Annotated in this window: 24 protein-coding genes and 3 tRNA genes; 11 read left to right on the forward strand and 16 right to left on the reverse strand. The window is 33.1% G+C overall.

Features of this window, described 5'->3' with window-relative positions:
* The first annotated feature begins 326 nt into the window (after positions 1 to 326).
* Complete coding sequence (locus NQ163_RS04045; protein WP_268189004.1) at positions 327 to 887, forward strand: CPBP family glutamic-type intramembrane protease; 561 nt, start codon at positions 327 to 329, stop codon at positions 885 to 887.
* Here NQ163_RS04045 and NQ163_RS20805 read toward each other — a convergent pair.
* The 7 genes from NQ163_RS20805 to NQ163_RS04075 all read right to left on the reverse strand — a co-directional run bounded on the left by NQ163_RS20805 (position 884) and on the right by NQ163_RS04075 (position 9,140).
* Positions 884 to 1,606: a DUF6320 domain-containing protein gene (locus tag NQ163_RS20805; RefSeq protein ID WP_442786018.1), complete on the reverse strand. Its 723-nt coding sequence runs from the start codon at positions 1,604 to 1,606 to the stop codon at positions 884 to 886. The genes NQ163_RS04045 and NQ163_RS20805 overlap by 4 nt on opposite strands.
* A 2-nt stretch (positions 1,607 to 1,608) precedes the next feature.
* Positions 1,609 to 2,892, reverse strand: a complete 1,284-nt coding sequence (locus NQ163_RS04050; RefSeq protein WP_268189005.1) for a hypothetical protein — start codon at positions 2,890 to 2,892, stop codon at positions 1,609 to 1,611.
* 1,042 nt (positions 2,893 to 3,934) lie between these two features.
* Complete coding sequence (locus NQ163_RS04055; RefSeq protein WP_268189006.1) at positions 3,935 to 5,146, reverse strand: site-specific integrase; 1,212 nt, start codon at positions 5,144 to 5,146, stop codon at positions 3,935 to 3,937.
* Between the two features lie 252 nt (positions 5,147 to 5,398).
* Positions 5,399 to 5,486 (reverse strand) — tRNA-Phe (locus NQ163_RS04060).
* Between the two features lie 106 nt (positions 5,487 to 5,592).
* On the reverse strand, positions 5,593 to 6,966 hold the full coding sequence (gene rimK / locus NQ163_RS04065) for a 30S ribosomal protein S6--L-glutamate ligase (protein ID WP_268189007.1): 1,374 nt from the start codon (positions 6,964 to 6,966) through the stop codon (positions 5,593 to 5,595).
* A 117-nt stretch (positions 6,967 to 7,083) separates the two neighbouring features.
* Positions 7,084 to 7,557 carry a hypothetical protein gene (locus NQ163_RS04070; protein WP_268189008.1) on the reverse strand — a complete coding sequence of 158 codons (474 nt, stop codon included), beginning with the start codon at positions 7,555 to 7,557 and terminating at the stop codon, positions 7,084 to 7,086.
* A 65-nt stretch (positions 7,558 to 7,622) separates the two neighbouring features.
* Positions 7,623 to 9,140, reverse strand: coding sequence for a carbon-nitrogen hydrolase family protein (locus NQ163_RS04075; RefSeq protein WP_268189009.1), 1,518 nt, complete (start codon positions 9,138 to 9,140; stop codon positions 7,623 to 7,625).
* Between the two features lie 46 nt (positions 9,141 to 9,186).
* Between NQ163_RS04075 and NQ163_RS04080 the strand changes: the two genes are divergently transcribed.
* A complete protein-coding gene (locus NQ163_RS04080; protein ID WP_268189010.1) occupies positions 9,187 to 9,309 on the forward strand; it encodes a hypothetical protein in 123 nt (40 codons plus the stop codon).
* A 191-nt stretch (positions 9,310 to 9,500) separates the two neighbouring features.
* Here NQ163_RS04080 and NQ163_RS04085 read toward each other — a convergent pair whose 3' ends face one another.
* Both NQ163_RS04085 and NQ163_RS04090 read right to left on the reverse strand, forming a co-directional pair.
* A complete protein-coding gene (locus NQ163_RS04085; RefSeq protein WP_268189011.1) occupies positions 9,501 to 10,058 on the reverse strand; it encodes an RNA polymerase sigma factor in 558 nt (185 codons plus the stop codon).
* Between the two features lie 135 nt (positions 10,059 to 10,193).
* Positions 10,194 to 10,343 carry a hypothetical protein gene (locus tag NQ163_RS04090; protein WP_268189012.1) on the reverse strand — a complete coding sequence of 50 codons (150 nt, stop codon included), beginning with the start codon at positions 10,341 to 10,343 and terminating at the stop codon, positions 10,194 to 10,196.
* A gap of 165 nt (positions 10,344 to 10,508) precedes the next feature.
* On the opposite strand from NQ163_RS04090, the gene NQ163_RS04095 reads away from it, so the two are divergent.
* Both NQ163_RS04095 and NQ163_RS04100 read left to right on the forward strand, forming a co-directional pair.
* Complete coding sequence (locus NQ163_RS04095) at positions 10,509 to 11,519, forward strand: sensor histidine kinase (RefSeq protein ID WP_268189013.1); 1,011 nt, start codon at positions 10,509 to 10,511, stop codon at positions 11,517 to 11,519.
* 5 nt (positions 11,520 to 11,524) lie between these two features.
* Positions 11,525 to 12,160: a response regulator gene (locus NQ163_RS04100; RefSeq protein WP_268189014.1), complete on the forward strand. Its 636-nt coding sequence runs from the start codon at positions 11,525 to 11,527 to the stop codon at positions 12,158 to 12,160.
* A gap of 1 nt (position 12,161) precedes the next feature.
* On the opposite strand, the gene NQ163_RS04105 is transcribed toward NQ163_RS04100, so the two are convergent.
* Positions 12,162 to 12,398 (reverse strand): hypothetical protein, encoded by a 237-nt coding sequence (locus NQ163_RS04105; RefSeq protein WP_268189015.1) that lies wholly within the window; start codon positions 12,396 to 12,398, stop codon positions 12,162 to 12,164.
* 301 nt (positions 12,399 to 12,699) lie between these two features.
* Here NQ163_RS04105 and NQ163_RS04110 point away from each other — a divergent pair, with 301 nt between their 5' ends.
* Both NQ163_RS04110 and NQ163_RS04115 read left to right on the forward strand, forming a co-directional pair.
* Positions 12,700 to 15,597, forward strand: coding sequence for a hypothetical protein (locus NQ163_RS04110; RefSeq protein ID WP_268189016.1), 2,898 nt, complete (start codon positions 12,700 to 12,702; stop codon positions 15,595 to 15,597).
* The gene (locus NQ163_RS04115) at positions 15,597 to 16,565 is read left to right on the forward strand and encodes a mechanosensitive ion channel family protein (RefSeq protein ID WP_268189017.1); all 969 of its coding nucleotides are present in this window, start codon (positions 15,597 to 15,599) and stop codon (positions 16,563 to 16,565) included. Before NQ163_RS04110 ends, NQ163_RS04115 begins: the two co-directional genes overlap by 1 nt.
* A 125-nt stretch (positions 16,566 to 16,690) precedes the next feature.
* On the opposite strand, the gene NQ163_RS04120 is transcribed toward NQ163_RS04115, so the two are convergent.
* Positions 16,691 to 17,563, reverse strand: coding sequence for a mechanosensitive ion channel family protein (locus tag NQ163_RS04120; protein WP_268189018.1), 873 nt, complete (start codon positions 17,561 to 17,563; stop codon positions 16,691 to 16,693).
* A gap of 77 nt (positions 17,564 to 17,640) precedes the next feature.
* On the opposite strand from NQ163_RS04120, the gene corA reads away from it, so the two are divergent.
* Entirely contained in the window at positions 17,641 to 18,711 is a 1,071-nt protein-coding gene (corA, locus tag NQ163_RS04125; protein ID WP_268189019.1) for a magnesium/cobalt transporter CorA, read from the forward strand.
* A 259-nt stretch (positions 18,712 to 18,970) separates the two neighbouring features.
* Here the strand turns inward: corA and NQ163_RS04130 are convergent, their stop codons facing one another.
* Entirely contained in the window at positions 18,971 to 19,369 is a 399-nt protein-coding gene (locus NQ163_RS04130) for a DUF2391 family protein (protein WP_268189020.1), read from the reverse strand.
* A gap of 544 nt (positions 19,370 to 19,913) precedes the next feature.
* Here NQ163_RS04130 and NQ163_RS04135 point away from each other — a divergent pair.
* From NQ163_RS04135 to NQ163_RS04145, 3 genes are all read left to right on the forward strand, one after another.
* A complete protein-coding gene (locus tag NQ163_RS04135) occupies positions 19,914 to 20,357 on the forward strand; it encodes an Hsp20/alpha crystallin family protein (RefSeq protein ID WP_268189021.1) in 444 nt (147 codons plus the stop codon).
* Between the two features lie 181 nt (positions 20,358 to 20,538).
* On the forward strand, positions 20,539 to 22,056 hold the full coding sequence (locus NQ163_RS04140) for a Do family serine endopeptidase (protein WP_268189022.1): 1,518 nt from the start codon (positions 20,539 to 20,541) through the stop codon (positions 22,054 to 22,056).
* A gap of 67 nt (positions 22,057 to 22,123) precedes the next feature.
* On the forward strand, positions 22,124 to 22,321 hold the full coding sequence (locus tag NQ163_RS04145; protein WP_268189023.1) for a hypothetical protein: 198 nt from the start codon (positions 22,124 to 22,126) through the stop codon (positions 22,319 to 22,321).
* Positions 22,322 to 22,386: 65 nt separating this feature from the next.
* Here the strand turns inward: NQ163_RS04145 and NQ163_RS04150 are convergent, their stop codons facing one another.
* Positions 22,387 to 22,779, reverse strand: a complete 393-nt coding sequence (locus NQ163_RS04150; RefSeq protein WP_268189024.1) for a hypothetical protein — start codon at positions 22,777 to 22,779, stop codon at positions 22,387 to 22,389.
* Positions 22,780 to 22,949: 170 nt separating this feature from the next.
* On the opposite strand from NQ163_RS04150, the gene NQ163_RS04155 reads away from it, so the two are divergent.
* Positions 22,950 to 23,120 (forward strand): hypothetical protein, encoded by a 171-nt coding sequence (locus NQ163_RS04155; RefSeq protein WP_268189025.1) that lies wholly within the window; start codon positions 22,950 to 22,952, stop codon positions 23,118 to 23,120.
* A gap of 160 nt (positions 23,121 to 23,280) precedes the next feature.
* Here NQ163_RS04155 and NQ163_RS04160 read toward each other — a convergent pair.
* From NQ163_RS04160 to NQ163_RS04170, 3 genes are all read right to left on the reverse strand, one after another.
* A tRNA-Ser gene (locus tag NQ163_RS04160) sits at positions 23,281 to 23,368 on the reverse strand.
* Between the two features lie 180 nt (positions 23,369 to 23,548).
* Positions 23,549 to 25,165 carry a pseudouridine synthase gene (locus tag NQ163_RS04165; protein WP_268189026.1) on the reverse strand — a complete coding sequence of 539 codons (1,617 nt, stop codon included), beginning with the start codon at positions 25,163 to 25,165 and terminating at the stop codon, positions 23,549 to 23,551.
* Positions 25,166 to 25,361: 196 nt separating this feature from the next.
* Positions 25,362 to 25,446 (reverse strand) — tRNA-Ser (locus NQ163_RS04170).
* Positions 25,447 to 25,455: the final 9 nt, after the last annotated feature.

A 25,455-nucleotide genomic window follows, 5' to 3' on the forward strand; every position in this document is an offset into this window, starting at 1 on the left:
TTGTGTAGATATTAAATCACTTACTCAAATGCATTTTCTAATGAAAAATTTTGGTGCTGCTATAGTATTTTGCACTTCCTTAAAAAGTATCTCTATGATTATTAGCAAACCTAAGCTGTTGGTGTTTTTTGCAATGGCATTAGAATTTAAACACTTAAAAATATAATTTTTAAGCCAAAAGCATTTGAGAACTGTAATACGAGAAGAGAATATTAGTTTATTTGGAGTATGAATTTATAAATTAATAATGTCCATTGAAATTCAAAAATCAATACTACTTTGAGATCCTGGCGGTCATAGTAACGGCAGTATTTAAGTTCATCTTAATGGATTGGAAAAATTTAAGGGCATTCTATACATCAGGTGTTATTTTGTTTTGGCTTATTTATATTTTGTACAGAGTAAAAACTAATCCCAAAAGCTTGCATATTTGGGGTTTTAAGAAAGAGCATTTCAAGCAAACAATAATTTATTTGATCCCTATAATTTTTATAAGTATTGTAATATCTGTTATTTATGGGAGTTATAATAGTAAGCTATCTTTTTCCTGGCATTTTATTTTGATATTTTTACTTTATCCATGTTGGGGTATTATTCAACAATTTATGATGTTGGGTATTATATCACATAACTTAATAGCCATTTCAGAAGTGAAAATTAACAGGTTTTTTATCATTTTTCTGGTATCAACTTTATTTAGCTTAATTCATTACCCAAGTTATGTGCTTATGATTTTCGCCTTCTTTTTAGAGATGGTGTTTATTACAGTATATCTAAAATGGAGAAATTTGTGGGCTATTGGTCTTGCTCATGGTTGGATTGCAACATTTATATTGTACTTTGTTTTGAATCGCGATCTATGGTCTGAACTCTTTGTACGATTCTAAATATCAAAGAATCTACGCAACTTTATTTCAGCCTTGAGCCTATAATGCACAAATAACAATAATGTTGATATTGGTAATAGACATGATTCTGCAATGATACTCCATCGAAGTTGAATAGCATTTTTAAAATAGAGTGATATAAAAATTTCTGTGCAGATCAGAAATATGCCTATTGCAAAAAATATTGCTGCTAAGATGTTAAATCCATGATGTTTTGATATTTTCACAATCCAAAACACTATAACCAAGAGAGCATATAGCGAAACAAGAATAGGTATTCCTAGTTTTATTCCCCAACCCGTATTTGTACTTATCAAATCTAGAAGTACAATTAGAAGAGCATTGGAAAAGAAATTACCCAAGACTAAAAAAATGACTTTGTTACGACTGAATGTGAAACAGCTGATGTTGGCAAAAAGTGCTATGGAGACAACTGCATTATATAATGACCAGGAGATTGTTTTGTTTAAAACTAAATTGATAATCATTGTTGCAATACTTCCTGATAATAAGATTATGCCAGATATTTCCCAAAACAGTTTTCGTTTCTGAGCATTTGTCAGGTTCTTACTACAATTCTGAATTTCACTCTCAAAATTAAATTGTTTTGATTTTGATTCATGAGGGACACTCGGTTTCTTTCCTTTGGATAAACCACACAATGGACAAAAAGTCATATTGGTGTCCAATTCTACACCACAATAATTGCAAAAGCTCATATCTAAATCTTATTTTTCAGTTTCACATTTATTCCCTGCTGACTAAGAAAGTGAAGGAATTTTTGCTCAAAATCTTTTGATTTGGAAATATTTCCAAAACTTAAAACAAGTTTATTACCATATCCAATAACTCCACAGTTTAATTTAAGCTTTTTATTTGGGGGAGGTGGTGTAACAGCAAAAAAGTCAACTTTATTGCTAATTGAAGGAGGTAAGTCTACTTTTCCCAAATTGGTTACTACTCCGCTGTATTGGTTGGCTCCTTCTGAATAGTATTTTAGATACAGAACAAGACTTTTTAACCAAAGGGGTATTCCTCTGAGTAATATTTTTCTTTCGCTACCAACATTACGAGAGATTATTTTACTAATGAGTTTTTCGTCTGTTTCCACCTGCATTTTATGATAGACGATTTTGAGTATCTCTTCAAATGAATATTTGCCCAAGCGAAAATCTAATTCGGGCATTACAAAAAGTGAAAAATTACGCATTGTCTTACTTGGGTATATTTTTCTGAGATTAACAGGAACCTGGATTCGAGCAATATTATTTCTTGGAGATATGCCTTTTCCCTTGCGTTCAAAATAAATGTCTTGCAGAACTAAAAGATAAACCGCGACTAAGTATTCGGTAATGCTTACATCTTTTTCTTGTGTTTTTTGTTGAATTTCGTTTATGGATAAAATGGCGAACAAAACATCAAATCGTGGTTTGCTTCTTAGTTGGAAAGGCAAATGAAATGCCTTAGTTTGCCTTGTAACTGTTGGGATGTTTTCTTTAAAATAGCGATGATATGAATCTTCAATTTCTTCTTTATCGAAATCCCTGGTGAAAAAATGATCTATTTGATTATTACTTATTAATCCTCTCTCTTTAAAATAGTAGATAAGAATTGACTTCAGAAAGATGAACAGGCCGTGGCCATCGGTAAGAATGTGTGAGAACTCAACACTTAGGCGATTTTTAAAGACAAGTACTCGCAGCAATAGTTTATTTTCCTTATTCATGTCAAAAGCTGTGCAAGGTACATTATCATCTGGCAAAGCTCTTATCGAATCATCAACCTGTTCGAGGTAGTACCAGAAAAAGCCTTTACGTAATTGTACTTTAAAATAATTAAACCTTACTTCGGCCTTTTTAATGGCGTTTAGAAGACTGCTTATGACAATCGGTTCTGTTAATACTGCCGATAACCTCATAACTGTAGTTTGCTCCTTGTTACGAATGGCTGGAAATATTTTAGCAGCATTATCTAAAGGACTCCAGAAGGTTTCTTTTTTTTTCATGGTATAATGGTTTGTATGAAACCAAATCTTTAGATTAAAGTTACCAATAAAATAAACTATTGAATAATTAAAATTACTAACTTGTTGTTCAACCTTATTAGTAATTACTACTGAAAGTATTAGCTTAATATATCGTGAGGGAGATTTTAATCATTTTTTTTAGTAGTTGGAAATTTGCAGCAGTTTTTCCAATTGCCATATATGTATTGGAGATGTCATTTTTTGAGACGATACTATACACCAACATTGGTGGAATAGTAGGACTTGTATTGTTTACTTTTACATCTAAAGGTCTAATTAAAATTTACGATGTTTTATTACCTGCTATTTTCAAAAACAGAATAAAAACTAAAAGAATATTTACAAAAAGAAGGCGGCGAATTATAAAATTTAAAGCCAAGTATGGATTGACTGGAATAGTTCTACTCACGCATGTGGTCTTGTCTATCCCTGTTGGGGTTTTCCTTACCACAAAATACTTTGGAAATAAAAAATATAGTTACTTGTATTTGGTTTTGGGGCAAATTGTTTGGTCATTTATTTTTACACTTTTTTACACAGAGGTGAAGACTGTGATTCAGATATGACAATAATTTTTAGTACACACTGAGTGACTATATAAGAGTCGTTTTTTTAAGTTTAAATGTTGAAAAAATGTTTTTTTTATCTATAAATGATAATAGTTGTCTCTTCTTTTACTATCAAATATACCGTTGCCTAATCGGTCGTAGAATTATTGCACAGATAGTATAAGTTTAACAACATGAAATTTAATAAGCGGCTTCGCAAGTGCTTTTCAATGCCCTATGTTTCTTATTATCGCCGTTAACTATCTAAATCCCAACGGGGAGTAAATTAGGGTAAATCACTTAAGTGTTATTCTTGTAAATTGCATAAATATAGATATTTAGGTGGAGGTATGAAGGTTCTGGTGGGACTCTTGCTTTTTGTGTTAAGAATTCAGAAATTGTTTGTGCTTAAGATATTACAGAGAAAGTATCCCCCGAAAAATATTAATATTGATCGGGGAATACTGTCATTCTTATCCATATTGATAAACACCTTGAATTTTATTCATCTCGTTAGAAATTAATTTTTCACTAGCCCTAGCGTAATTTTCAGTCATTTTGGTGTTAGTATGCCCCATCATTTTAGAAATTGCTTTAATATTAAGATTATTTCCCAATGTAACGGTTGTCGCAAAAGTATGACGGGCTGAGTGAGTGCTTAAGTTCTTATTAATACCGCATAAGTCGGCAATTTCTTTTAAATAAGCATTCATTTTTTGGTTGCTTGGAACGGGTAATAGTTTTTGTTGAATCTGGCAAATAGGATCATCTTTATATTTGGAAAGAATTGCTTTTGGGATATTGAATAAGGGAACTTCAAATTCAATTTTTGTTTTTTGCCTTTTGCTTTTTATCCATTTGTTTCCATCAATTCCAGTAATAATATGCTCTTGATTAAGTGATTTTACATCAGAGAATGCCAAGCCTGTAAAACAGCAGAATAGGTACAAGTCTTTAATAACATCCAATCTTCTAATTTCAAATTTCTTGTTAATCAGTCTATCTAGTTCTTCATCATCCAGATACTCTTTATCAATCTTCTCCATTTTAAACTTGATTTTAGCAAAGGGATCAGATCTCATCCATTCATTGGCTAATGCCCAATTAGTAATTTTTTTGAAGTTTTTAAGGTATTTAGAGGTCGTATTTGTAGAACACTTTCGTTCCGTTCTGAAATAATGCTCAAAATCGCATATAAACTGATGATTAATCTTACTAAGTGGTAAGTCATTTAAATGGTATTGCTTCTTAATAAATTCCTGAGTGTGCTTTAAACAGGTGCTATATCTTTCAAGTGTACCTTCTGCCATATCAATACCAACACGCTTTTCACATCTGTCATTGTGTTTTTTGAAAATGCCAATGATACTATGCTCGTCTTTTTCTTGGTTCAAACAAGCTTTTAGGTTCTTGCAATTCAATTCTTCCTGAATTTCGAGATCATTAATCAGCTTTAAGATCTTTTCATTCATATGTTGGATGTAACGGTTGTTTTCTTTTGCTTTTAAGGAATTGCCTTTACATTTTCCTTTTTTGGAGTCCCAATGCTTTGAATCAATACTTCTTTTTAATGAAATATCTAATCTTTGACCATCAATTGTAATTCTAACAAAGATTGGAGATTCGCCATTTTTCAGTTTAGTCGTTTTTCTAGCAAAAAATAAAATTGATGTGGATTTACTCATTTTAATTTGTTTTGAGTGATTAAAATTAATTTTTCAAAACTAGCAAATGAGTGATTTTTGAATAGAGCAAAGCGGTGTATTGTAGTGCATTAGAGTCAAGGTGAGGTGTAGCATTTTTTGTGATTTGTAACTACACCAATTGAAACACCCTTTTCTTGTATTTTCATGTGTTTGTTTACACTGGTATAAAAGAAAAAAACCTTGCAAACGTACGTTTTACAAGGTTTTTCTTTTTGTTGCATTTCTGCGAAGCGGAGAGGAAGGGATTCGAACCCCCGAATCGCTTTTGGCGTATACTCGCTTTTCAGGGGAGACAGTTCAACCACTCCTGCACCTCTCCACAATTGCAATAATGGAGTGTGATTACAAAAGCAAAATACATTGCATCTGTTTTATTCTATTGATTATTGCCTTTCATTCCTAAAAAGTATATTCATTAACTCAGTTTATTTTTTGTATTTCAAAGCTATTTCTATTGCTTGAATCATTTTACCGGCAATATCTTTATTTGATGCTCCTTCTATACCTTCCAAGCCGGGAGATGAGTTCACCTCGAGTAGTAATGGACCTGACTGGCTTCTAATGATATCAACACCTGCTATTTTGAGCCCCATTGTTTTGGCAGCCAAAACAGCAATCTTTCTTTCTTGTGTAGTTATTTTGGTGATTGCAGCAGTTCCTCCCATATGTATGTTTGCTCTGAACTCGCCCGGAGCCGCAGTTCTCATTATACTTTCTACTACTTTACCATTCACCACAAAACATCTTATGTCTTTACCGTTGGCTTCCTTTACAAATTCCTGCACCAGTATGTTGGCTCTTAAGCTTTTAAATGCATTAATCAAGCTTTCGGCAGCTTTTTTTGTTTCAGCAAGCACTACACCTTTTCCTTGTGTTCCTTCTAAAAGTTTTACAATTAAAGGAGCACCACCAACCATTTTTATTAATTCATCTGTATCAAGGGGTGAATTGGCAAATCCGGTGGTTGGTATGGGAAGTCCATTGTTGATTAAAAGTTGCAATGCATAGAGTTTATCTCTTGATTGAGTAATTGCTGATGCAGAATTTAGAGTGTATACTCCCATGGCTTCAAAATGACGAGTTAACGCACATCCATAAAATGTTGCACTTGGTCGTATTCTGGGAATAATCGCATCAAAATCATTAAGGATACGTCCGCCTCTATAGTGCATTTCAGGATTTTTACCATCAAGTTTAATGTAGCAGTCTTTAATGTTTAAAAATTCAACTTCATGTCCTCTTTCTTGTCCCGATTCTATTATTCGCCTATTACTATATAATTCAGGATTACTGGCTAACAGGCCTATTTTTAAACCTGTTTTTTGTATGATGTGAGTAAAATAGAATTCATCCAATGATTCATTGGAAGGAGAGCCAAATAGGCAAGAAGCTTCAGGATCCACCAGCATTTTTCCCGACATGGCCTCTCTTCCCAAAAGCATACGGTATCCCATACTATCTCTGTTGGTAAGTGTGATTTCTATTTCCCAGGATTCATTGGCTATAGTCAGGATAGTTTTAATCACAAACCTAACTTCGCTGGATCCGCTGGAACTTTTTACTTTACGCTTGTCGTGAACGGGTGCTTCGCAATGAATTGTTGTTTTGCCATTGTTCTGTAAAGGATGAACATCGAAACTCACCCAAGGAACACCATCTTTTTTGAAAGCCATGATGTTAATTGCATGCAAGGATGATGTTTTTGCACCTGAATCTACACGTGCTTTAATAGCCGGAATTCTTAACTGTGGGAGAGAGCACCATTCTTCACTTCCTACTATCAATTTATTTATGCTCATTGTTATTCGTGATTATTTATGATTTAATTTTTGTTCAGTGTTATAGTTTATTGAAAAAGAAAGCCACTCCATGGGTAGAGTGACTTTCAGCCTTAAGTAAATGTAAAGTAAAACATTTTACTCCAACTCATCATCTTCTTCCTCATCTTCATCAGTCAAAGAAAATGAAACTTTTTTCGACTCTAATATTTCATAAACTTCAGACATTTTTATTTTATATATTGATTCTCCATCATCAGCCTGAATTCGATAAAATTTTATTTTATTGGCTGTTTCCACCAGGAAAATATTATCGATGACCGAACCTTTATATTTTTTATAAATTGGTTTAGTGATTTCTGCAGATGCAGACTCAACATTGATAGATGTAGAGGTTTTAAGCCATTTGCCATCGGCAGAAAACATAGCAAGTTTATATTCTTCGTCCACGTAAAAAGAGGCTTCAAATTCCCCATTCATTTCAGTCCAGATAACATCTTCGGCATCTGTAAATATTTTTTGAAATGCATCATTAACTTGTTTTGGCACATCATTATCCTGTCCAAAAACCATTAATGGAATAATACCTATAAGTAATAATAGTTTCTTCATTTTAAATGTTTTTTTAGAATTATGACATTTAGACGATAGATCTATAAAAAGTCACGACTTTTGAATTATATTTTTTGAATTTTATATAAGTTGTTTCTCAAGTCTTTCAAATTTCGATAGGTGCCAAATTCATGCAATATTTTTAATAAACTTAAATCCAAATCAGCAACTAAAGTCATTTCGGTATTTGGTGTCGATTCGGCCAATATTGCATCTGTAGGAAATGAAAAATCTGAAGGAGTAAAGATGGCTGATTGTGCATATTGAACATCCATATTCGAAACCTTCGGTAAATTTCCAACACATCCTGCAATAGCTACATAACATTCATTTTCTATGGCACGTGCCTGTGCACATCTTCGCACTCTATAATAGCTGTTTTTAGAATCGGAAATAAAGGGAACAAATAAGACTTCAACTTTTTCCTGTGACATAATTCTAGCCAATTCCGGAAATTCGATATCATAACTTGAAAGGATCCCAATATTTCCACAGTCAGTCGACAAAACTTTTATTTCATGTCCGCCTTTCATTCCCCAACAGGAAGATTCGGCAGGAGAAGGATGTATTTTAAATTGATAATCGATAGTGCCATCTCTTCTAAATAAATATGAGATTCCTTTGAGTTGAAAATCATCAATTGCAGGAATACAACCCGCAATAATATTTGCATTGTATTTTACGGCGAAATCAATGAATTTATTTTTTAAAGAATTAGAAGTTAGAGCAAGTTTTCTAATTGCTTCCGATTCAGACAAGCCTTCATAATTGGCCAGAAGTGGTGCATGAAATAGTTCCGGAAGTAATATAAAATCAACTTTATAACGACTCAGGGAATCAATAAAATACTCCACTTGTTCAATTAAACTTTTTTGGTTCTCAAATATTCGCATTTGCCATTGAACAATACCAAGTCTGATTGATGTTTTTGGGGAGTTGATTAGCTGTTCTTGTTCCTGGTAATAAATATTATTCCATTCCAATAGGGTAGCGTACTCTTTCGATTCTGCATCACCAGGCAAATACCCTTTAAGTATTTTCTTTACATGAAAATCATTGGCCAACTGAAAGCCCAATACTGGATCTTCAATTTCTTTATTTTTTACCTTTTCGATAAAAGTTCGGGGACTATAAACATCTGCATATCGCATGTAATTGGGAATTCTACCTCCGGCAATAATGGATTTTAGATTTAATTGTTCGCAGAGTTCTTTCCTGGCATCATATAGTCTTCGTCCAAGCCTTTTATCTCTGTGTTCAGGATGCACTAATACTTCAATACCATACAAAACATCTCCATTTTTTGAGTGGGTTGAGAAAGTATAGTTTCCTGTAGCTTGTTCGTAAGTGTGTTGGTTCCCAAACTGTTTGTAGTCTACTACTATGGATAAAGCACAGGCCACAACCTTATTATTAATTTCAATGCAAATCTGACCTTCGGGAAATATATCGAGAAGTTTTTCCAGGTCTCCTTTACTCCAAAATTGACCGCCTATTCCCGAATAAGCTTCAGTTGACGCTTCTTTTAATGAATAATAGTCGTCAATTTTTAAATGCCTAAGTTCTATTTTCTGTTTTGTCATATACGAATGGAATATTGAAAGGGGCAGGAACAGTAAACTAACAAATATGTACAAATTAAAAACTGCCCCTTTCTGGAGTCTGATATTAAACAACAAAACCAAACAAGTGTTCTTCAGTGGATTAATGGAAATAGAGACGATTGGAAGTGCTACAGCAACCAGATTGTAACACTTCCTGTTTCACCCTAAAAAATAAAACATAGTTATAACAAGATAATTTACGAATTTAGTCTTATTGGTTATTGTCCACAACAAACTGACTTTATCTATCTTTTAAGTGAAATAATCATCTCATATTAATGCAAATATTTAAACATCACCCTTAGTTGGATATTTATTAGACTGTACAAAATTGAAAAGTCACATTATTTCACTGGAAAATTTCATTTGTTTACTAATTTTTTGCTTTGCTCGCTGTAATCTCATTTTAACAGCACTAGCACCCATATTGAATTGCTCTTGTAATTCTTTGATACTTTTTCCTTCTAAATATTTTAATTTCAGCATCAATTGATCAGTTTCAGAAACTGATTTAATAATACTTTCAATTGAAATATTGTCGAATTTACCAGGGGTATATTCTTCATCTTGTAAACTATAAGCTGCTGAAGAAAGTACCTCGTATTGGTTTCTATATTTCTTTCTGTAATGTTCTATGCAGAAGTTTTGTGTTATTCTGTATAACCATGTTGAAAATTCTGCATTTCCTTTAAACAGATGTAGTTTAGCAAATGTTTTAAGGAATATTTCCTGCACAAAATCATAGGCTTCTGATGAATCTTTTGTGAAAGAAAGACATTTGTAATAGACATGGTTGAAATGTCTTTCGTACAATATACCAAGGCTCATTTGATCGCCTTGCAAATAAAACAGAACTAGTTGTTCATCGGATAAATTCCCGTTTACAGACTTTCTCATCTCTTAACTTTATAAATTATGATACAGTTAAAAGTATGAAGTGTACATGAAATAAAAATCGAGTAAAATACCGTTTTTGATTCTCAGTAGAATTACAGAAAAAAAGTAGGTGATTTCACCTACTTACAGAATTCATTAATTATATCTTTCATCTAATTCGTCGGTCAGAACTCCCTGATAATACTCATGTAAAAGTTTCTTTTTAGGAGAGGACTTAACCGGTTTTCTGTTTCGGTTTGATTTCATTCCTTTTTCAGACATGAAATTTTTAAATGTTTTAGACATGACTTTTCGTATTATTTGATCTAATATCTTTTGTAACTATTGGACGTTGGATGAATAAAAAAGTCACATCTGTTAATTGGTATTGAAATATTATTTAATATTGATATTAAGAATGAAATATTACAGAGCAAAGGTCTGACTTTGTATAATATTGAAAGCTAGTAAATGAAAAAGAAAGTCCATAACGATTCCATTAAGAATCTTTTGAGTTCAGTTGTTAAAAATGCACCGTATGGTATGATTGCAATAGATAATTGTGATCAAATTGTACTTGTAAATGATCAGGCTGTTTCTCTTTTAAAGCTTGATGTTAACCCCAATGAATTAAATGATCTTGTAATTTTTGATCAAATAAAACATGTGGAACAATTGTATTTTAAATTGACTCAAAATTCTGAAAATCAACATCAAGATTTTAATTTGGATGCATTGCAATTTGATGATAAGTTTATAAATATACGAGGCAGAAAAATAGTTGAAGGTTATATTGTTATAATTGAGGATATCACCAGGGACAAAGAGATGGAAATGGTTGCTTTGAACTCGATGTTGGAAGGTCAGGAATTGGAAAGAAGAAGAATTGCCAAGGAAATCCATGATGGAATTGGGCCAAGTTTATCTACAATTCGTCTTTTGTTGGAAAATATATCGTCAGAAAATAATCGAATGGACAATACAAAATTCACTGGTCAAATGTCCGAAATTTTAGATATGATCGATTCAATAACAGGTGATATTAGAGATATTTCGCATCAGTTAATGCCCAAAATTTTGCTTGATTTTGGTATCATTCCCGCATTGGAGAATTTAGTAAATCGAATTAATCGGGCTGAACGAATAAAAATTATTTTTTATCACTCGATTCTTAGCGAAAGGTTTCCAGAGTTGATTGAATTAGGTTTGTACCGAATATGCCAGGAATTAATCAACAATGCAGTGAAGCATTCGTTAGCAACAGAAGTGCAAGTGCAACTGGTAGAACATCCGGATAGCCTAATTTTAATGGTTGAGGATAATGGTAATGGGTTCGATAAAACATCTATTATGAAAGAGAATCCAGGCGTAGGATTAATAAATGTAGAATCGAGAACCAATGCATTTGGAGGTAACTTTATTTTAGATACGGCAATATCAAAAGGAGTTACAGCTACAATAGAAATACCTTTAGAAAAATGACAGGAATGAAAATTAAAATCATAATAGCAGATGATCACAAAATGTTCAGGGAAGGGATCAAAGCCCTTCTTCAGAAAGAGAAAATGATTGAAATTTGTGGAGATGCAGACAATGAACAGGATATTCTAAAATTAATCAGTTTATCGCGTCCTGATGTTGTCCTAATGGATATTGATATGGGTAAAACCAGTGGAATTGAATTAACAGGGAAGATTAAGCAATATGATGACGGCATAAATATATTGGCAGTATCTATGCATGGCGATAAAGAATATGTTGTGAAAATGCTGGAGGCCGGAGCTGTTGGATATATTTTAAAAAATGCAGGCAAGGAGGAAATGTTACGTGCTATTAAATGCGTAGCGGTTGGCGATACTTATTTAAGTGGAGAAGTTTCCAAAAGTCTAATGATTGGTAGAAATGAAAAATCCAAAACCGCTAAAACAATTGCCTTAACGAAACGAGAGATAGAAATATTAAAACTTATTACACAGGAATTTTCAAATAATGAAATTGCATCTCAATTATTTGTAAGTGTAAGAACCGTGGATACTCATCGCAGAAATTTAATGGAAAAATTGGGGGTTAAAAATACTGCTGGATTGGTTAAATATGCTTTTAGAAATAAGCTTGCGGAATAGTTTATTGCGCACTAAATACTTTTACTAATTTTCCATTATTCATGAAAATGGCATTTACCTGTTCCTCTTGATAGGAAAACTTTACTTTGTACAAGTCATGACCAAGCATTCTCCATTTAATATTGGATGCACCAGGAAAATATGTCTTAAAAGCTTTAAGAACTCTGTTATTCGGTAAAGTTTTCCAATAAATAAATGAATCTAATAAATCATTATCGAAACTATTCTTTTTACTCATATTTGTACATTATTTAACCATTAGACGGCAAATAGAGCTTCAAGTCACATCATGAATATAAAGGAATGCTGAGAAATTAGAGTTTTTTTTAAATAGTAAGCAAATTAAAAAATATTGAAAAAACTAACATAAGTGTGACGATGGTGAAATTACTCGTCTAATGAATAAGAAATTATTTTTTCTTTTCAATCATTTTATTGAGCTAAGCAATGGCTTGCTTATGTTTCACAGTGGTTTAATGGCTGAAATGATGAAAGTTTTTTGTAATTTAATGTAACTCATAGATAAATAGGTTAAACTAATGTATCAAAAATTTACCACTAAGCTTATAGCTCTGTTTTTACCGGTTGAAAGTATTGTTTCTGCACTTACAGAAATGTTCTTGATTAATGGTGATAAAACACAATTCTCCAGTAAGCTGAATTCTTATGCTAAAACCTTTGATAAATTATTAATTGAAGAGTTTGATGGCAATAAAACCATTGGTAATGATGAGTTTAAAGTTCTTCTGGCTGAAGTTTATGATTACATTTTAACTTTTCCAGAGCAAGAGCTTAAGTTTCAAGGTATCGAAAGATACCAAGTAAAGTCGAAAGACAGTTTAAAGATTAAGATACTTAAGGTTCTTAAAAGAATAAGACTTAAAGGAAATTGGTTTAAAGTTTGGTTGTTGAATTTAATGAGACGAATCGCTCGTAAATCAGCATTAAATTATGCCACTGGAACACAAAATATTTTGCACAGACAGCTTGCAGAGTATGTATTTGTGCAACAATTTTATTCGAAATTTTTAAGGATTTTGTCGGAAGTATTAGAGCAAAGGGAAGAGATTTTTCTGGAGCTTAAATCCATCGATCAGGCAATTACCAGAAATGTATTCACCAATGAAAAAATAATTCAGGAAGAGTTCAATGATAGAATTATCTCAGTTCATGAAAAATATAAATCAATATTAAAGTACCTGGAGAATTTTTTTAATGAAGTAATGCAGGTGCTTCAAACAGATTTTGAGAGTTTAAAGCCCTTGGTGGATACCGTTGAATTTCCTCTTTCTAAAATATCCGAATCTGCTTTAAAGAGTAATTCTGTAGAATTGGATCAAGCTATGAATTTGCTTTTTGAGAAATACAATGTTAGGGTATCTTCGATATTTGATCATTGGAGGTTAATACATAGAGTTAGACGATTTGCCTTCGATACTCAGAAATCATTTCAAAAGACTAACAATAGCATTGCCTTACAATTCAAAGAACATTTTCGAGAAAATGATCAAAAAACATTTGAACTGTTAAAATATACCACGAATAGCTTTAAGGATAATGAGATAGATTCAAGAGTGGTAGAGCAAAATCTGAATGTGGAATTGTTGCAAAATCATATTCCATTCTATCTAAATCAGATTTTGAAGCTGAACGTAATAGAAAAAATTGACATTTTAAATACTGGTATTCAGAATTCGATTTCATCAATTAACGAGCCTTTTTATTTGCCATTAAAAACAAAATTAGAGAAGGTAAAATCAAGAAAACAATTGAGAAAATTAAACCTTGATGAAATTATTGAAGGATGGACTGTGGAGTATGTTGACAACCCACTTAATCAGGAAAATAAGCGCTTAATAAACTTTCAAAATGATACCCTTGTTTTTCTAAATGAACTATCTGGAATTATTGAATACACAAATGAATACTTGAAGGCAAATGTTGATGTTGATCAAAGCCAGCATATTAATGAATTTAAACAAGGAATAGAGAGAGCAAAAAATAAGGCTAACGAGCGAATTAACAATTGCAATGCATTCTCGATGGAAATCCAGAAAGGCTTGAGCCTGATATGTTTGGAATTGATTAAGGAGATTATCTTATCGATTTCGCCTGAGCAATTAAAGGCAAAGCATCTTCAGATGTATCGTAAAAGAGTGTTGGCTGATGTAAAAAGAAAAAGCTATGCCTATCTTAATTTGGTAAGTGAAAATGGCAAGGAGTATTATTTAAAACTTATTACAATCTTAAAACAAGTTCGATCAAAATACTCTTCCTATAAAGAAGTTTTGGGATTATCTGTTTCGGATACGACCATAAATAGTGAAATGTCAAATTATTTATCGGAAACAGAAGCAGCGATTGAGAAGTTGCCTTTAATGTATCAAAGGTTATTCAGCATTACTCCTGTTGAAAATGCAAAATTTAGGATTGAAAGGCCATTTGTTGTTCAGCAGTTGGAAAAAGCTTATTCAAATTGGACTGCAGGAAAATTTGCACCAACCTGTTTGGTAGGAGAAACAGGAAGTGGACTTACTTCTCTGGTCAATGAGTTTATCGAAAAATTTGGTCACCAATACCCAGTGATCAGAATAAATCCAGAGGAGAAAATTAAAAATGAAACGGAGTTTGTTCAACTTATTACTAAAGCTCTTGATAAACCAGAGTTAAAAAGTTGTGAGGAAATAATAGAATTCTTGTCTTCATCGAATAGTAGGAGAATTATAATTCTGGAGAATGTGCATAAACTGCATATCCGAAAAATGGGTGGGTTTAATTTGCTGTTTACTCTGTTCCAGCTTATTTCAGAAACCAACTCAAAAGTTTATTGGTTAAACACTTGTTTATTTTATACTTATAAGTATCTCGACTATTCAATAGGATTTAGCAACTATTATGCCCATATCGAAAAGCTTGACAAGTTAACCAATGAGCAAGTAACCGAATCAATAATAAACCGACATAAATATAGTGGGTATAAATTATACTTTTTGCCTCCTGAAAATTTCTCACCAAAGAGAAGTTTCAAAAAACTTACGGAACCCCAACAACAAGCAATACTTCAGGAGGATTATTTTAAAAGATTATTTAATTATGCTCAAAATAATTTATCCTTGGCACTTTTGTTTTGGATGAGATCTATTGTAAGTGTTGAAAATAATACATTTAACATGCAGTTTAAAAATTTGAATTTGTTTTTTGTTAATTCCTTAAATGCTAGTCAGCTAGCTACCCTATATGCTATGGTCCTTCACGGAAGAATGAGTATTAGTGATCATATGGAAGTTTTTGATTTAACAGAGAAGGAAAGTTCAAATCAATTAATGGTATTTGTAGATGATGGAATTTTGGTTAAAAAGGAAAATGATTATTCTATAAATCCACTAATATATAGACAAGTAATAAATCATCTATCATCATTAAATTATATTCATTAATGAAGCGTGTAACTATATTAAAAGTTTGTCTTGTATTTGTTGTTTTACTTTTTCATTCTCTTTTAAGTGCAGAGGTTTATGCAAAAGCAGTAATACAAGATTCTCTTGCTGGGATTGAAACTGTAGATACCGTTTCAAACAGAATTGATAATGCCGTTCAGACGATTGAAAACAAATTGAAACCTCCCAAAGTTTCCAATATTATTTCTTTTTCGAAAGTATTTTGGGCCCTTGTTTTTATCCTTATTGGTTACTTCACAATAAGGTTTCTTACAAAAACGATTGAACTTTGGTCTGAAAAAAGCCCTGAAAGAAGGGTCAAAGGAAAAGCAATTGTTCCAATTGTTAAGATTATTTGTTGGGCTATTCTCGCTTACATTATTATTAGAGGTGTATTTAGACCTCCATTGGAGTCGTTAATTGCTTTTGGGGCCTCGGTAGGTGTAGCAGTTGGATTTGCAGCACAAGATATCTTAAAAAATATTTTTGGAGGTTTTGTTATAATAATTGACAGACCATTTAAAGTAGGTGATAAAATTGAGGTAGGAAGCACATACGGTGAAGTTTTAGACATGTCATTAAGGTCTACTCGAATTCATACAGCTGATGATTCAGTTGTTACATTGCCTAATGGTGAGTTAATGAATCAATCGATATCAAATTCTAACTCTGGAGAAACCAACTGTCAGGTTGTTGCAGAAATGTTTTTGCCAATAACGGTTGATACCAAAAAGGTTAGGAAAATAGCCATGGAAGTTGCAAAACTTTCCAAGTTTATATATTTGGCAAAACCAATAGCTGTAATATTTGTGAGTGATATCAAGCATGATAAGCTTTGTTATAAAATGAGGTTAAAAGCTTATGTAATGGATATTCGATATGAATTTGCATTTAAAAGTGAATTAACAGAAAGAGTTATTCATGAACTTTTAAAGGAAGGATTTATTTCCAGTGAAAATTCAATTTAAAATGTTGTGATTGTCCTTAATTCTCCACTAATTAATGTTGCAGTTTTAAAGGGATTTATAAATAAATTAGAATATCACAGCGTATTAATAAATAGCTCGAAAATATTTTGTAATTATTCGATTTACTATTTTTTATTTTCGCCTTTTCTCAAATAAAGTGTTTGATGAGGAAAAGGAATTTCGATATCATTTTTATCAAAGCTTTCTTTAATGGATTTAAGTAAATCACACTTCATAACAAATGCTTTACCAGTATTATCGGCCCAAACATATGCTCTTAATACTACGCTGGAATCAGCCAATTGAATAACACGAATTACTACTTTTTCGACTCCTTCTTCAACTTCAGTTTCCGACCTGTTATCAATAAGATTTGGATGCTTTTCTGCTTCCGATCGGATGATCGAAATGGCAGTATCTATACATGAAAAATAACTTATGCCAATTTCTACAAAAGCACAAACTTTAGGATCGGCAATCGATGAATTAAGGATGGTTTCAGAACTAATTACAGAATTTGGAATAATTACTCTTCTGTTTTCAGGATTTTTGATAACTGTATGCCTTAGAGTTATGTCTTCAACTGTTCCGAAATGTAAATCTCCGATCTTAATGTAATCGCCAACCCTGAATGGTTTGAAAATAACAACAAAAATACCACTAACGATATTCGAGAAGGCTTGCTGCGATGCAAAACCTACTATGGCTGCAAGAATACCGGCACTGGCTAGTAAGCTAACACCAATACTTTTTAATTCAGGAATAGAATAAAAAACAATAATGATAACAACGATGAATATTAGAAAACTTACCGCGTTTTTTAGGAAGTTGTAATTCGTAGGGTCGGCATTTAATTTTTTTGCAGAGCGCAACACCATGCGATGCATAAAAAAACGAATTATTTTTGAGGCTACGAATCCAATAATTATGGCAAAAAGTACAAACAATACTTTATAGCCAACACCTAAATCCTTTAAAATAATTTCAATAGCAGCCATCTTAAATAAGTAATATTGAGTAAATTTATCTGATAGAAATAAAATTAAATATAGTACAATTTGTAACAGCTTGTATGATGGGAAATAAAAAAATAAAAAGAAATTCCACCAAAAAGGGAATGTCGCCAGGAACGCTAATTCATATAGGAAAACAGCGTGTTAGTAAGGCTTCAATTCAAATTGTAAAATATAATGAAGATATAATCCAATTGGAGGAGCTTGTAGATGATCTCTCCAATATTAATTTTCCAAATCCATCAAATGATCATGTCACCTGGATAAACTTTAAAGGTGTTGATATACCTGCATTGGAAAATATTGGGAAACAATTTAATATACATAATTTGGTTTTGGAAGATATTTTGAATGATTCTTTAAGACCAAAATTTGAAGCTTTCGAGGATTATTATTTCCTGTCAATAAAAATGATTTTAACAGATAGAGATGAGTTAACCTATGGATCTGTTCCTGTTCGTTTTATACTTGGGGAGAGATATATTTTGTCCTTTATTGATTTTGAAGATCCTATTTTTGATGCAGCATTGTTTAGACTAAGAAATCAACCCCAAAAAATAAGAAGTAAGGGGCCAGACTATCTTCTTTTTGCATTGGCTGATGTGGTTATTGACAACTATTTTGAGTTAATTGAAACAGGAAATGATAAACTGGAGAAGCTCGATGATGATATTTCAATACCATCAAACGAGGATATTCCAAATTTGATTCGGGAATACAGGCGAGTTTTGCTAAGAGCTAGAAGGGGAATTACACCCGTGAAAGAAGCTTATGCAATTTTGGTGAATGATGATCTTCATTTGATTAAGGAAGAGAATGTTAAGTATTTTAGAGATACCAAAGACCATATTCTTTTTATAATTGACCAAATGGATTTTTTACGAGATAATTTGTCGGCAATTAATGAATCCTATCAGTCTATTCAGGATAATCAGCTGAATCAGGTGATGAAACTGCTAACCTTAATAGCCACGATTTTTATACCATTAACTTTCTTGGCTGGTATTTATGGAATGAACTTTTCAAATATGCCAGAACTTAATTATAAATACGGATATTATACTTTGCTTGGAGTAATGGTTATAGTGGCCATGTTTATGATTGCTTGGTTCAAACGAAAAAAGTGGATGTGAATAAAAGGCTGTTATTATTCAAGAGCCAATACTTATCTTCAATATCATAATTTCGATTGAAAAGATTTTGATTACGGATTGGCAATTGTTCTTCCTTTAAAAGTAACAATCAAAATTAAAAGAAAAGAAGAGGGTACGGATGACCAAATAATCTCAGCTCCTTTAGAAATAATATTCTCGATTAAAATACTATACATGCTTAAGCAGGATATTTAAAATGGAATTTTACGAGATATTTAATTTCTGTCATTTAAAGATACTATTCTTTATCAAATCCATCTACAATAACTCCACCCATTGAGGCTGGAAATGAAAGAATTATAATCCTTTTGATGGCAATAAGAGGTTCCTCCAATATTGGCATTCTATTTAGTGCAAACAAGATAATAAATACAACTATAAAGGTAAGTCCATAATCGATTAAGGTCCGAAATAAAAAATGCTGTAATCTATGTTTTATATGCCCCTGGAATATCCCTTGAAAAGAGTAAATGTTTATAAAAAGCAAGGATAATAAAACAATTACAATAAGATTTAAAGTTGGTAAAGTTTCACTTAACCTCCATGATTCCTCTGAAAATGCTACAGGAATTGTTAAAGCTGATGAACCAACAATAACTTGTATAATATCCTCTAAGTTAATTGTATCCTTATTCATTGTTATTGAGAGGTTTCGGTTAATAATTACTATTAATCACTTTTTAACTAACAGGTGTGTGACTGTAATGTCAATAAGATACCTAAAATTAATAGATCATATTTAGATAACAATAGGCAAGTGATGATAAAAAGTTGTTATGAATTTATTTTATCCAGCTTAAGGAGCTTTAATTGATATTATTACTGAGTGATGGGTTTATCTTTTCCAAATACTTAAGTGCAATTTTTTTTATTAATTGCTTACTTCTTTTGATGATTTTGCAATACTCTTTGTTATTTTAATGTAAGGTGGGAGTTATGTGTTGTGTGTCATAGTGGCTTAGTTAGTAGTGTTTTGTGCCAAAAAATCAGAGGTGGTGTCTTGAAGAATGAAAATTTGTCAGTTAACAGTAGTTTGTGAATTTTAAAGAACTTTTGATTTTCAGAGTTCTACAAAAATTGGATGAATTTGGCATTTAATTTGAAAAGGCTAAAATGAATCGCGATTCTAATTTTATTGAGATTATAAGTATGTATTAATTTAAATTAGGGAGGATATAATTATGACTTTAGTTAAGAAAAATACCGATAATTTATTCCCATCCTTCTTTGATAACTTTTTCTCCAGAGATTGGATGGATTGGAATACCACAAATTTCTCTACTACTAATACCACTTTACCTGCGGTAAATGTAAAGGAGGATAAAAACGAATTCACAATTGAGGTTGCTGCACCAGGAATGGATAAGAAAGACTTCAATATTAATTTAGACAACAACCAGTTAACAATTTCTTCCGAAAAGAAAAGTGAGGTTGAAAATAAGGGAGATAAATATACGAGGAAAGAATTCTCTTATTGTTCGTTCCAGCGTTCGTTTCAATTGCCTTCGGATGTAGTGGATGGTGATAAAATTAAGGCCAACTATTCCGATGGAATTTTGGTGATTCACTTGCCAAAAAAAGAAGAAGCGAAACCAAAACCAGCCAGAATTATTAAGATTTCCTAAGATTATCAGACTGTTTATAAAAAATATGCTTGCCACTTACTCTGCAAAAGGTAGGTGGTAAGCTTTTGGATTAGAATGTGATCTGCTTGTAGAGTCATTGCATGCATTTAGCATTGATTCAGGAGCTTTTACATTTAAAATCAATCTGGTAGTACGATTTTAAACATTAAAGAGATTAGTTATGAAGAAGATTGCTCAATTATTTATAGTTGCATTCATTGCCAGTGCAATTACATCTGTTGGATTTATTTTCTTTAATAAGGAAGATAAAACCTATACCATTAAGCATATCGATTCTGCACCCGTTGTTGGTGCAGCATACATGGTAAACCATAATGGAGAAGTGGTTCCCTTGCAATTTACTGATGTATCCAAGAAAGTGATGGATGCAGTGGTGCATATTAAATCAACCCATATTCAAGCTTCACAAAGTAATCAAAGAGTTCCTACACCTTTTAGAGATTTTTTCAACGACAATATGTTGAAGGATTTTTTTGGTCCACATTTTAAGTTTGAACAAGGCACACCAAAGCAAAGAGGTCCATATACACGGGTAGGAACTGGCTCGGGAGTAATTATTAGCTCCGATGGGTATATTGTAACCAATAACCATGTGATTGATGGAGCTGAAGATATTGAAGTGAGTTTACACGATAATAGAGTATATAAGGCGAAGGTGATCGGAACAGATCCAACAACCGATTTGGCTGTGATTCAAATAAAAGAAAGGAAATTGACGCATGTGCCATTTGTAAATTCTGATGATGTGGAAATTGGAGAATGGGTTTTGGCAGTTGGAAATCCATTTAATTTAAACTCGACTGTAACAGCTGGTATTGTTAGTGCAAAAGGCAGAAATATTAATATTCTGCAGTCGCAATCGGCCATAGAATCCTTTATTCAAACCGATGCGGCAATCAATCCTGGAAATAGTGGCGGAGCATTGGTAAATCTAAAAGGAGGATTAATAGGGATCAATACTGCTATTGCAAGTCCAACAGGTTCTTATTCAGGTTATGGATTTGCCATTCCATCTAACATTGTGAGTAAGGTAGTTGAAGATATTCTGCAATACGGATTTGTACAGCGGGGTTATATGGGAATCACTATCCGAAGCGTAGATGGAAACTTTGCCAAAGAAAAGGAATTGGATGTTACAGAGGGAGTGTATGTTGATAGCCTAATGAATGCTAGCTCTGCGAAGGAGGCAGGCCTTCAAAAGGGAGATGTGATTGTTAAAGTGGACAAGAATAAGATAAAGACATCTTCTGATTTGCTCGAAATAATTGGACAACACCGGCCTGGAGATCAATTATTGGTAGGAGTAAATCGATTTGGAAAAACCAAAGAGTTTGAGATCACTTTAAAGAATGCACAAGGTGAAAGTGAAATTAGCAGTACCAATCAAAAAGATATACTTTCTAAACTTGGAGCTGAAATCATTGAAGTGGACGAAGAAAAAGCTTCAAAACTGGATGTGCCAACAGGCTTAATGATTAAAAAGCTGAATTCAGGCATTTTGAGAACACAAACCAATATTAAAGAAGGATTTGTAATTACACATGTTAATGATAAAAGAGTAGAAAGTTTGAAAGAATTAAAAACGATCCTGATAGGGAAATCGGGTGGAGTGATGCTCAAAGGGGTTTATCCTGATTATCCGGGACAGTATTATTACGCCTTTGGTATTGATGAATAGGTACAATTGATTTAGATGTAATTATAGATATTAAGTAGATTTTCTAATATTTAAATAATTATCAGATATGTTAGAACATCAAAAGTTTGTTTTGCAGGCTGTTGCCGATCAGGAAAACTTATTTCGAAAAGAGTTAATTAAATCTATGAATTGGCTGGATGAAAATGATCAGGAAAAGTTATTAAACTGGTTGAAGAAGCGTTTTAACAATCGAAAAGATATCATCGATGAGATAGTCAATACTAGCTTGGTTCCATTGTTATAGTCTCTTTGCCTATTTTCTGAAAAGAGTCTATCTGGTGTATACTGGATAGACTCTTTTATATCAAACTATTTAAGCATTACCCATTTCAATGCTGCTTTTTCAGTTGAAAAAGGTTTTGATTGATAGTCATTATCGAGAGTTCCAAATAGTACCGTAATAGCTGTAAGTGTTGGGTCAGTAACAAGTATCGCTATGCGTGATTTTCGAAAAAACAATGATCTTTTCTGATAATAAAATGCAATTTGCAAATGACTCTCTCGGTTAAAATCCAATTGAGCTGATCTATAATCGAGAATGAATCTTTTAATTGTTTTAGGAAATAGTTGTGTATTAATTGCAAAATCCCAAGAACTAGTAATGTCTTGAACGCTTATTATACCATGATAACGTTTTAAAACAACTTGATTCTTTTTATCATACTTGTAGTTAAACTTTGTTTTATCAAATTCTCCTGTCATTTTGTTAAGTATAAAGCTATTTTTATTAATAGTTTATTGGACGAGTAAAGAAAAAAAAGTCACATAGTGAATTAATATGATATAGGAAATAAGGCGTTCGCTTCTCGGACCTCGGCAAAAATTTTGCCAAGGCTTTTCAAAAAACTGGTGATAAATTACATTTGCTTGTAATGAGTGGCTCAAAAGTTCATATGGTCCATTTCACTGCAGTAAGATCTGATCAATCTGCAGAGATTACCCTTCCCGTGGATCCGGGAGCAACTCACATTTACGCTTTCTTTGGAACAGCTGAGGCTGACGAATATTCTTTGGACCAATATCAGTTGGTTAATGTGACTTAAAATCAAGTAATTTAAGGTGCTTAAAGCTGCTGCGATTTTCGTGGCAGCTTTTTGTTTTTTATAGCAAAAAAACGTGCAAATTGTTTAAACCATGTTTAAACCAAATGGAAATATGTAAAAAAGCAGCATTTTATAAAAACGCTGCTTTCCTTTGTTTATGCGGAGAGGAAGGGATTCGAACCCCCGATACGCTTTTGGCGTATACTCGCTTTCCAGGCGAGCCAGTTCAACCACTCCTGCACCTCTCCAATGTTGCAATAATTGAGTGTGATCACAAAAGTAAAATAAAATTGCAGATTTAAAAACCTAAGGGAATATAAAATTTAACAATTTGCATATTTATTTATGCTGTAAATTGGGGGATTTAAGGAGTTTATTATTGGTAAAATACACTCTTAAAGTAATTTATCGATATCATTTGGCCAGGCTTAAAATTCAGCCAAACATGTAAAGTTTATTTTTTTCTGTGTAAAAGGATGTGCAAAGCTAATTTCTTCGGCATGTAACATCAAACGGTCAGCCTTCAGGCCATAAAGAGGATCACCTACGATTGGGGTGTTTAGTCCGAGAGGATGAGCTGCATGCACACGCAATTGGTGTGTACGCCCTGTAATAGGGTAGAAATGTATTTTGCTTTGCGTTGATGTACGTTCAACAATTTTCCATTTGGTAAAGGCTGGCTTTCCATGCTCAAAACATACCAATTGGCGTGGACGATCATCCAAGTCAACACGCAAGGGCAGGTCAATGCTACCCCCATCTTCCTGAATGATTCCATCCAAAAGGGCCACATATCTTTTCTGAATGCTTTTGTTGAGAAACTGTTTCTGCAGGTTTTCGTGTACAGATTTTGTTTTGGCAATAAGCATTAAGCCCGAAGTAGCCATATCAAGGCGATGTACAATAAGCGGTCCGTCAGCATGTGGATACAGATCTTTTACTTGCGTATATACCGATTCTTGCGTCTCTTTCCCTGGTACAGACAACAGTCCGGAAGGTTTATTGATGATGACAATGGCATCATCTTCGTGAAGGATTTTTATGGCAAGCTTTTTATCTTCTTGCTTTGCTTTTTCTATGCTCATCCCCTTTAGCATGTGTCCTAGTATGGGCTCACATTTGCTTTTGCACGAAGGGTAAAAGTAGCCATGTTTACGGATTTCTTTTTTTGGAGATGTTCCCCACCAAAATTCTGCCATGGCAATAGGTTTCAGTTCGTTCTGAAATGCATATTGCAATAGTTTGGGAGCACAGCAATCGCCGGCACCGGCAGGAGGAATTTTGGCTTCAGTCTCCTTAAAAATGAGACTTGCACTTTTTTCTTTTCCTTCGATATTTAAAAATAGATAGCTGTCGAATATTTGCTTTTGCAGTTGAGCCGATTGCGTTTTACGTGCCTGCTTTAGGACTTTAATTTGTTCGTAATGCTCATCTGCTTTTAGCTGCAAGCTTTCAACTCTTCCTTTACATTCCTTTTTTAGTTTGTTGAAGGTGCTTTTCTCCGTTTGGCTTTCTTTTACAAGATCTTTTAGAATGCTTTCCTTGTCAGGATGATTTTCGGCTTCTGCTCGCTTCACTTGTCTTTCCTTTTTGGCATTGGCCATTTCAAGTTTAGCGCCTTTTAACCTGTCATTGGCATTTTGAACTGCATCATCCAGTTCTTTCTGAATCTGTTTTAGACTAGTTGAATTTTCTGCATTGAAAATGGCTTTATTGATTTGATTCAACTCAGCTTCACCTTTTCGAAAGAATCCATTGGGATTGGTGATTTCGAATACCTGTGGAACAAATGGAATCTCAGTTTCATGTGCCTGGTCATTGCCGGAATAGGCAGCAATGTAGCCAAGCTCACCCAGCTGGTTTTTCGCAATTAACACACCATACATTTTTCCCTTCGAATTGGGATCCGGAACCCCAATCTTATCCTGTAGTTCTATAGCAGCCTGTCTGCATAAAGGGTTAGGAGTATAGTTAAAAGGATTGGTAAAGCAATCGGGAAGTTCGTTTGCTTCCTGTGTTTTATTGAATGTGATGAAACAATGCATTCGCAATTACAAATAAGAGAATTGGATTCAGTATTTGCAAAAGAAGTGGTTTTTGTAGCCAGATGCAATAAAAAACCTGAAAGTTTTTTAATTCAATCATCATGTACATGTTACTCCCGAGTATCGGGATCATCCCTTTTGAGTTTAGTGCATAAAAAAAGCACCAAAGTTTTTCAACTTCAGTGCTTGTTTTCAGCGGAGAGAGAGGGATTCGAACCCCCGGTACGTTGCCGCACAATGGTTTTCAAGACCACCGCATTCGACCACTCTGCCATCTCTCCAATATGTCA

Source organism: Marinifilum sp. D737 (assembly GCF_026672275.1).
Classification (GTDB): domain Bacteria; phylum Bacteroidota; class Bacteroidia; order Bacteroidales; family Marinifilaceae; genus Marinifilum.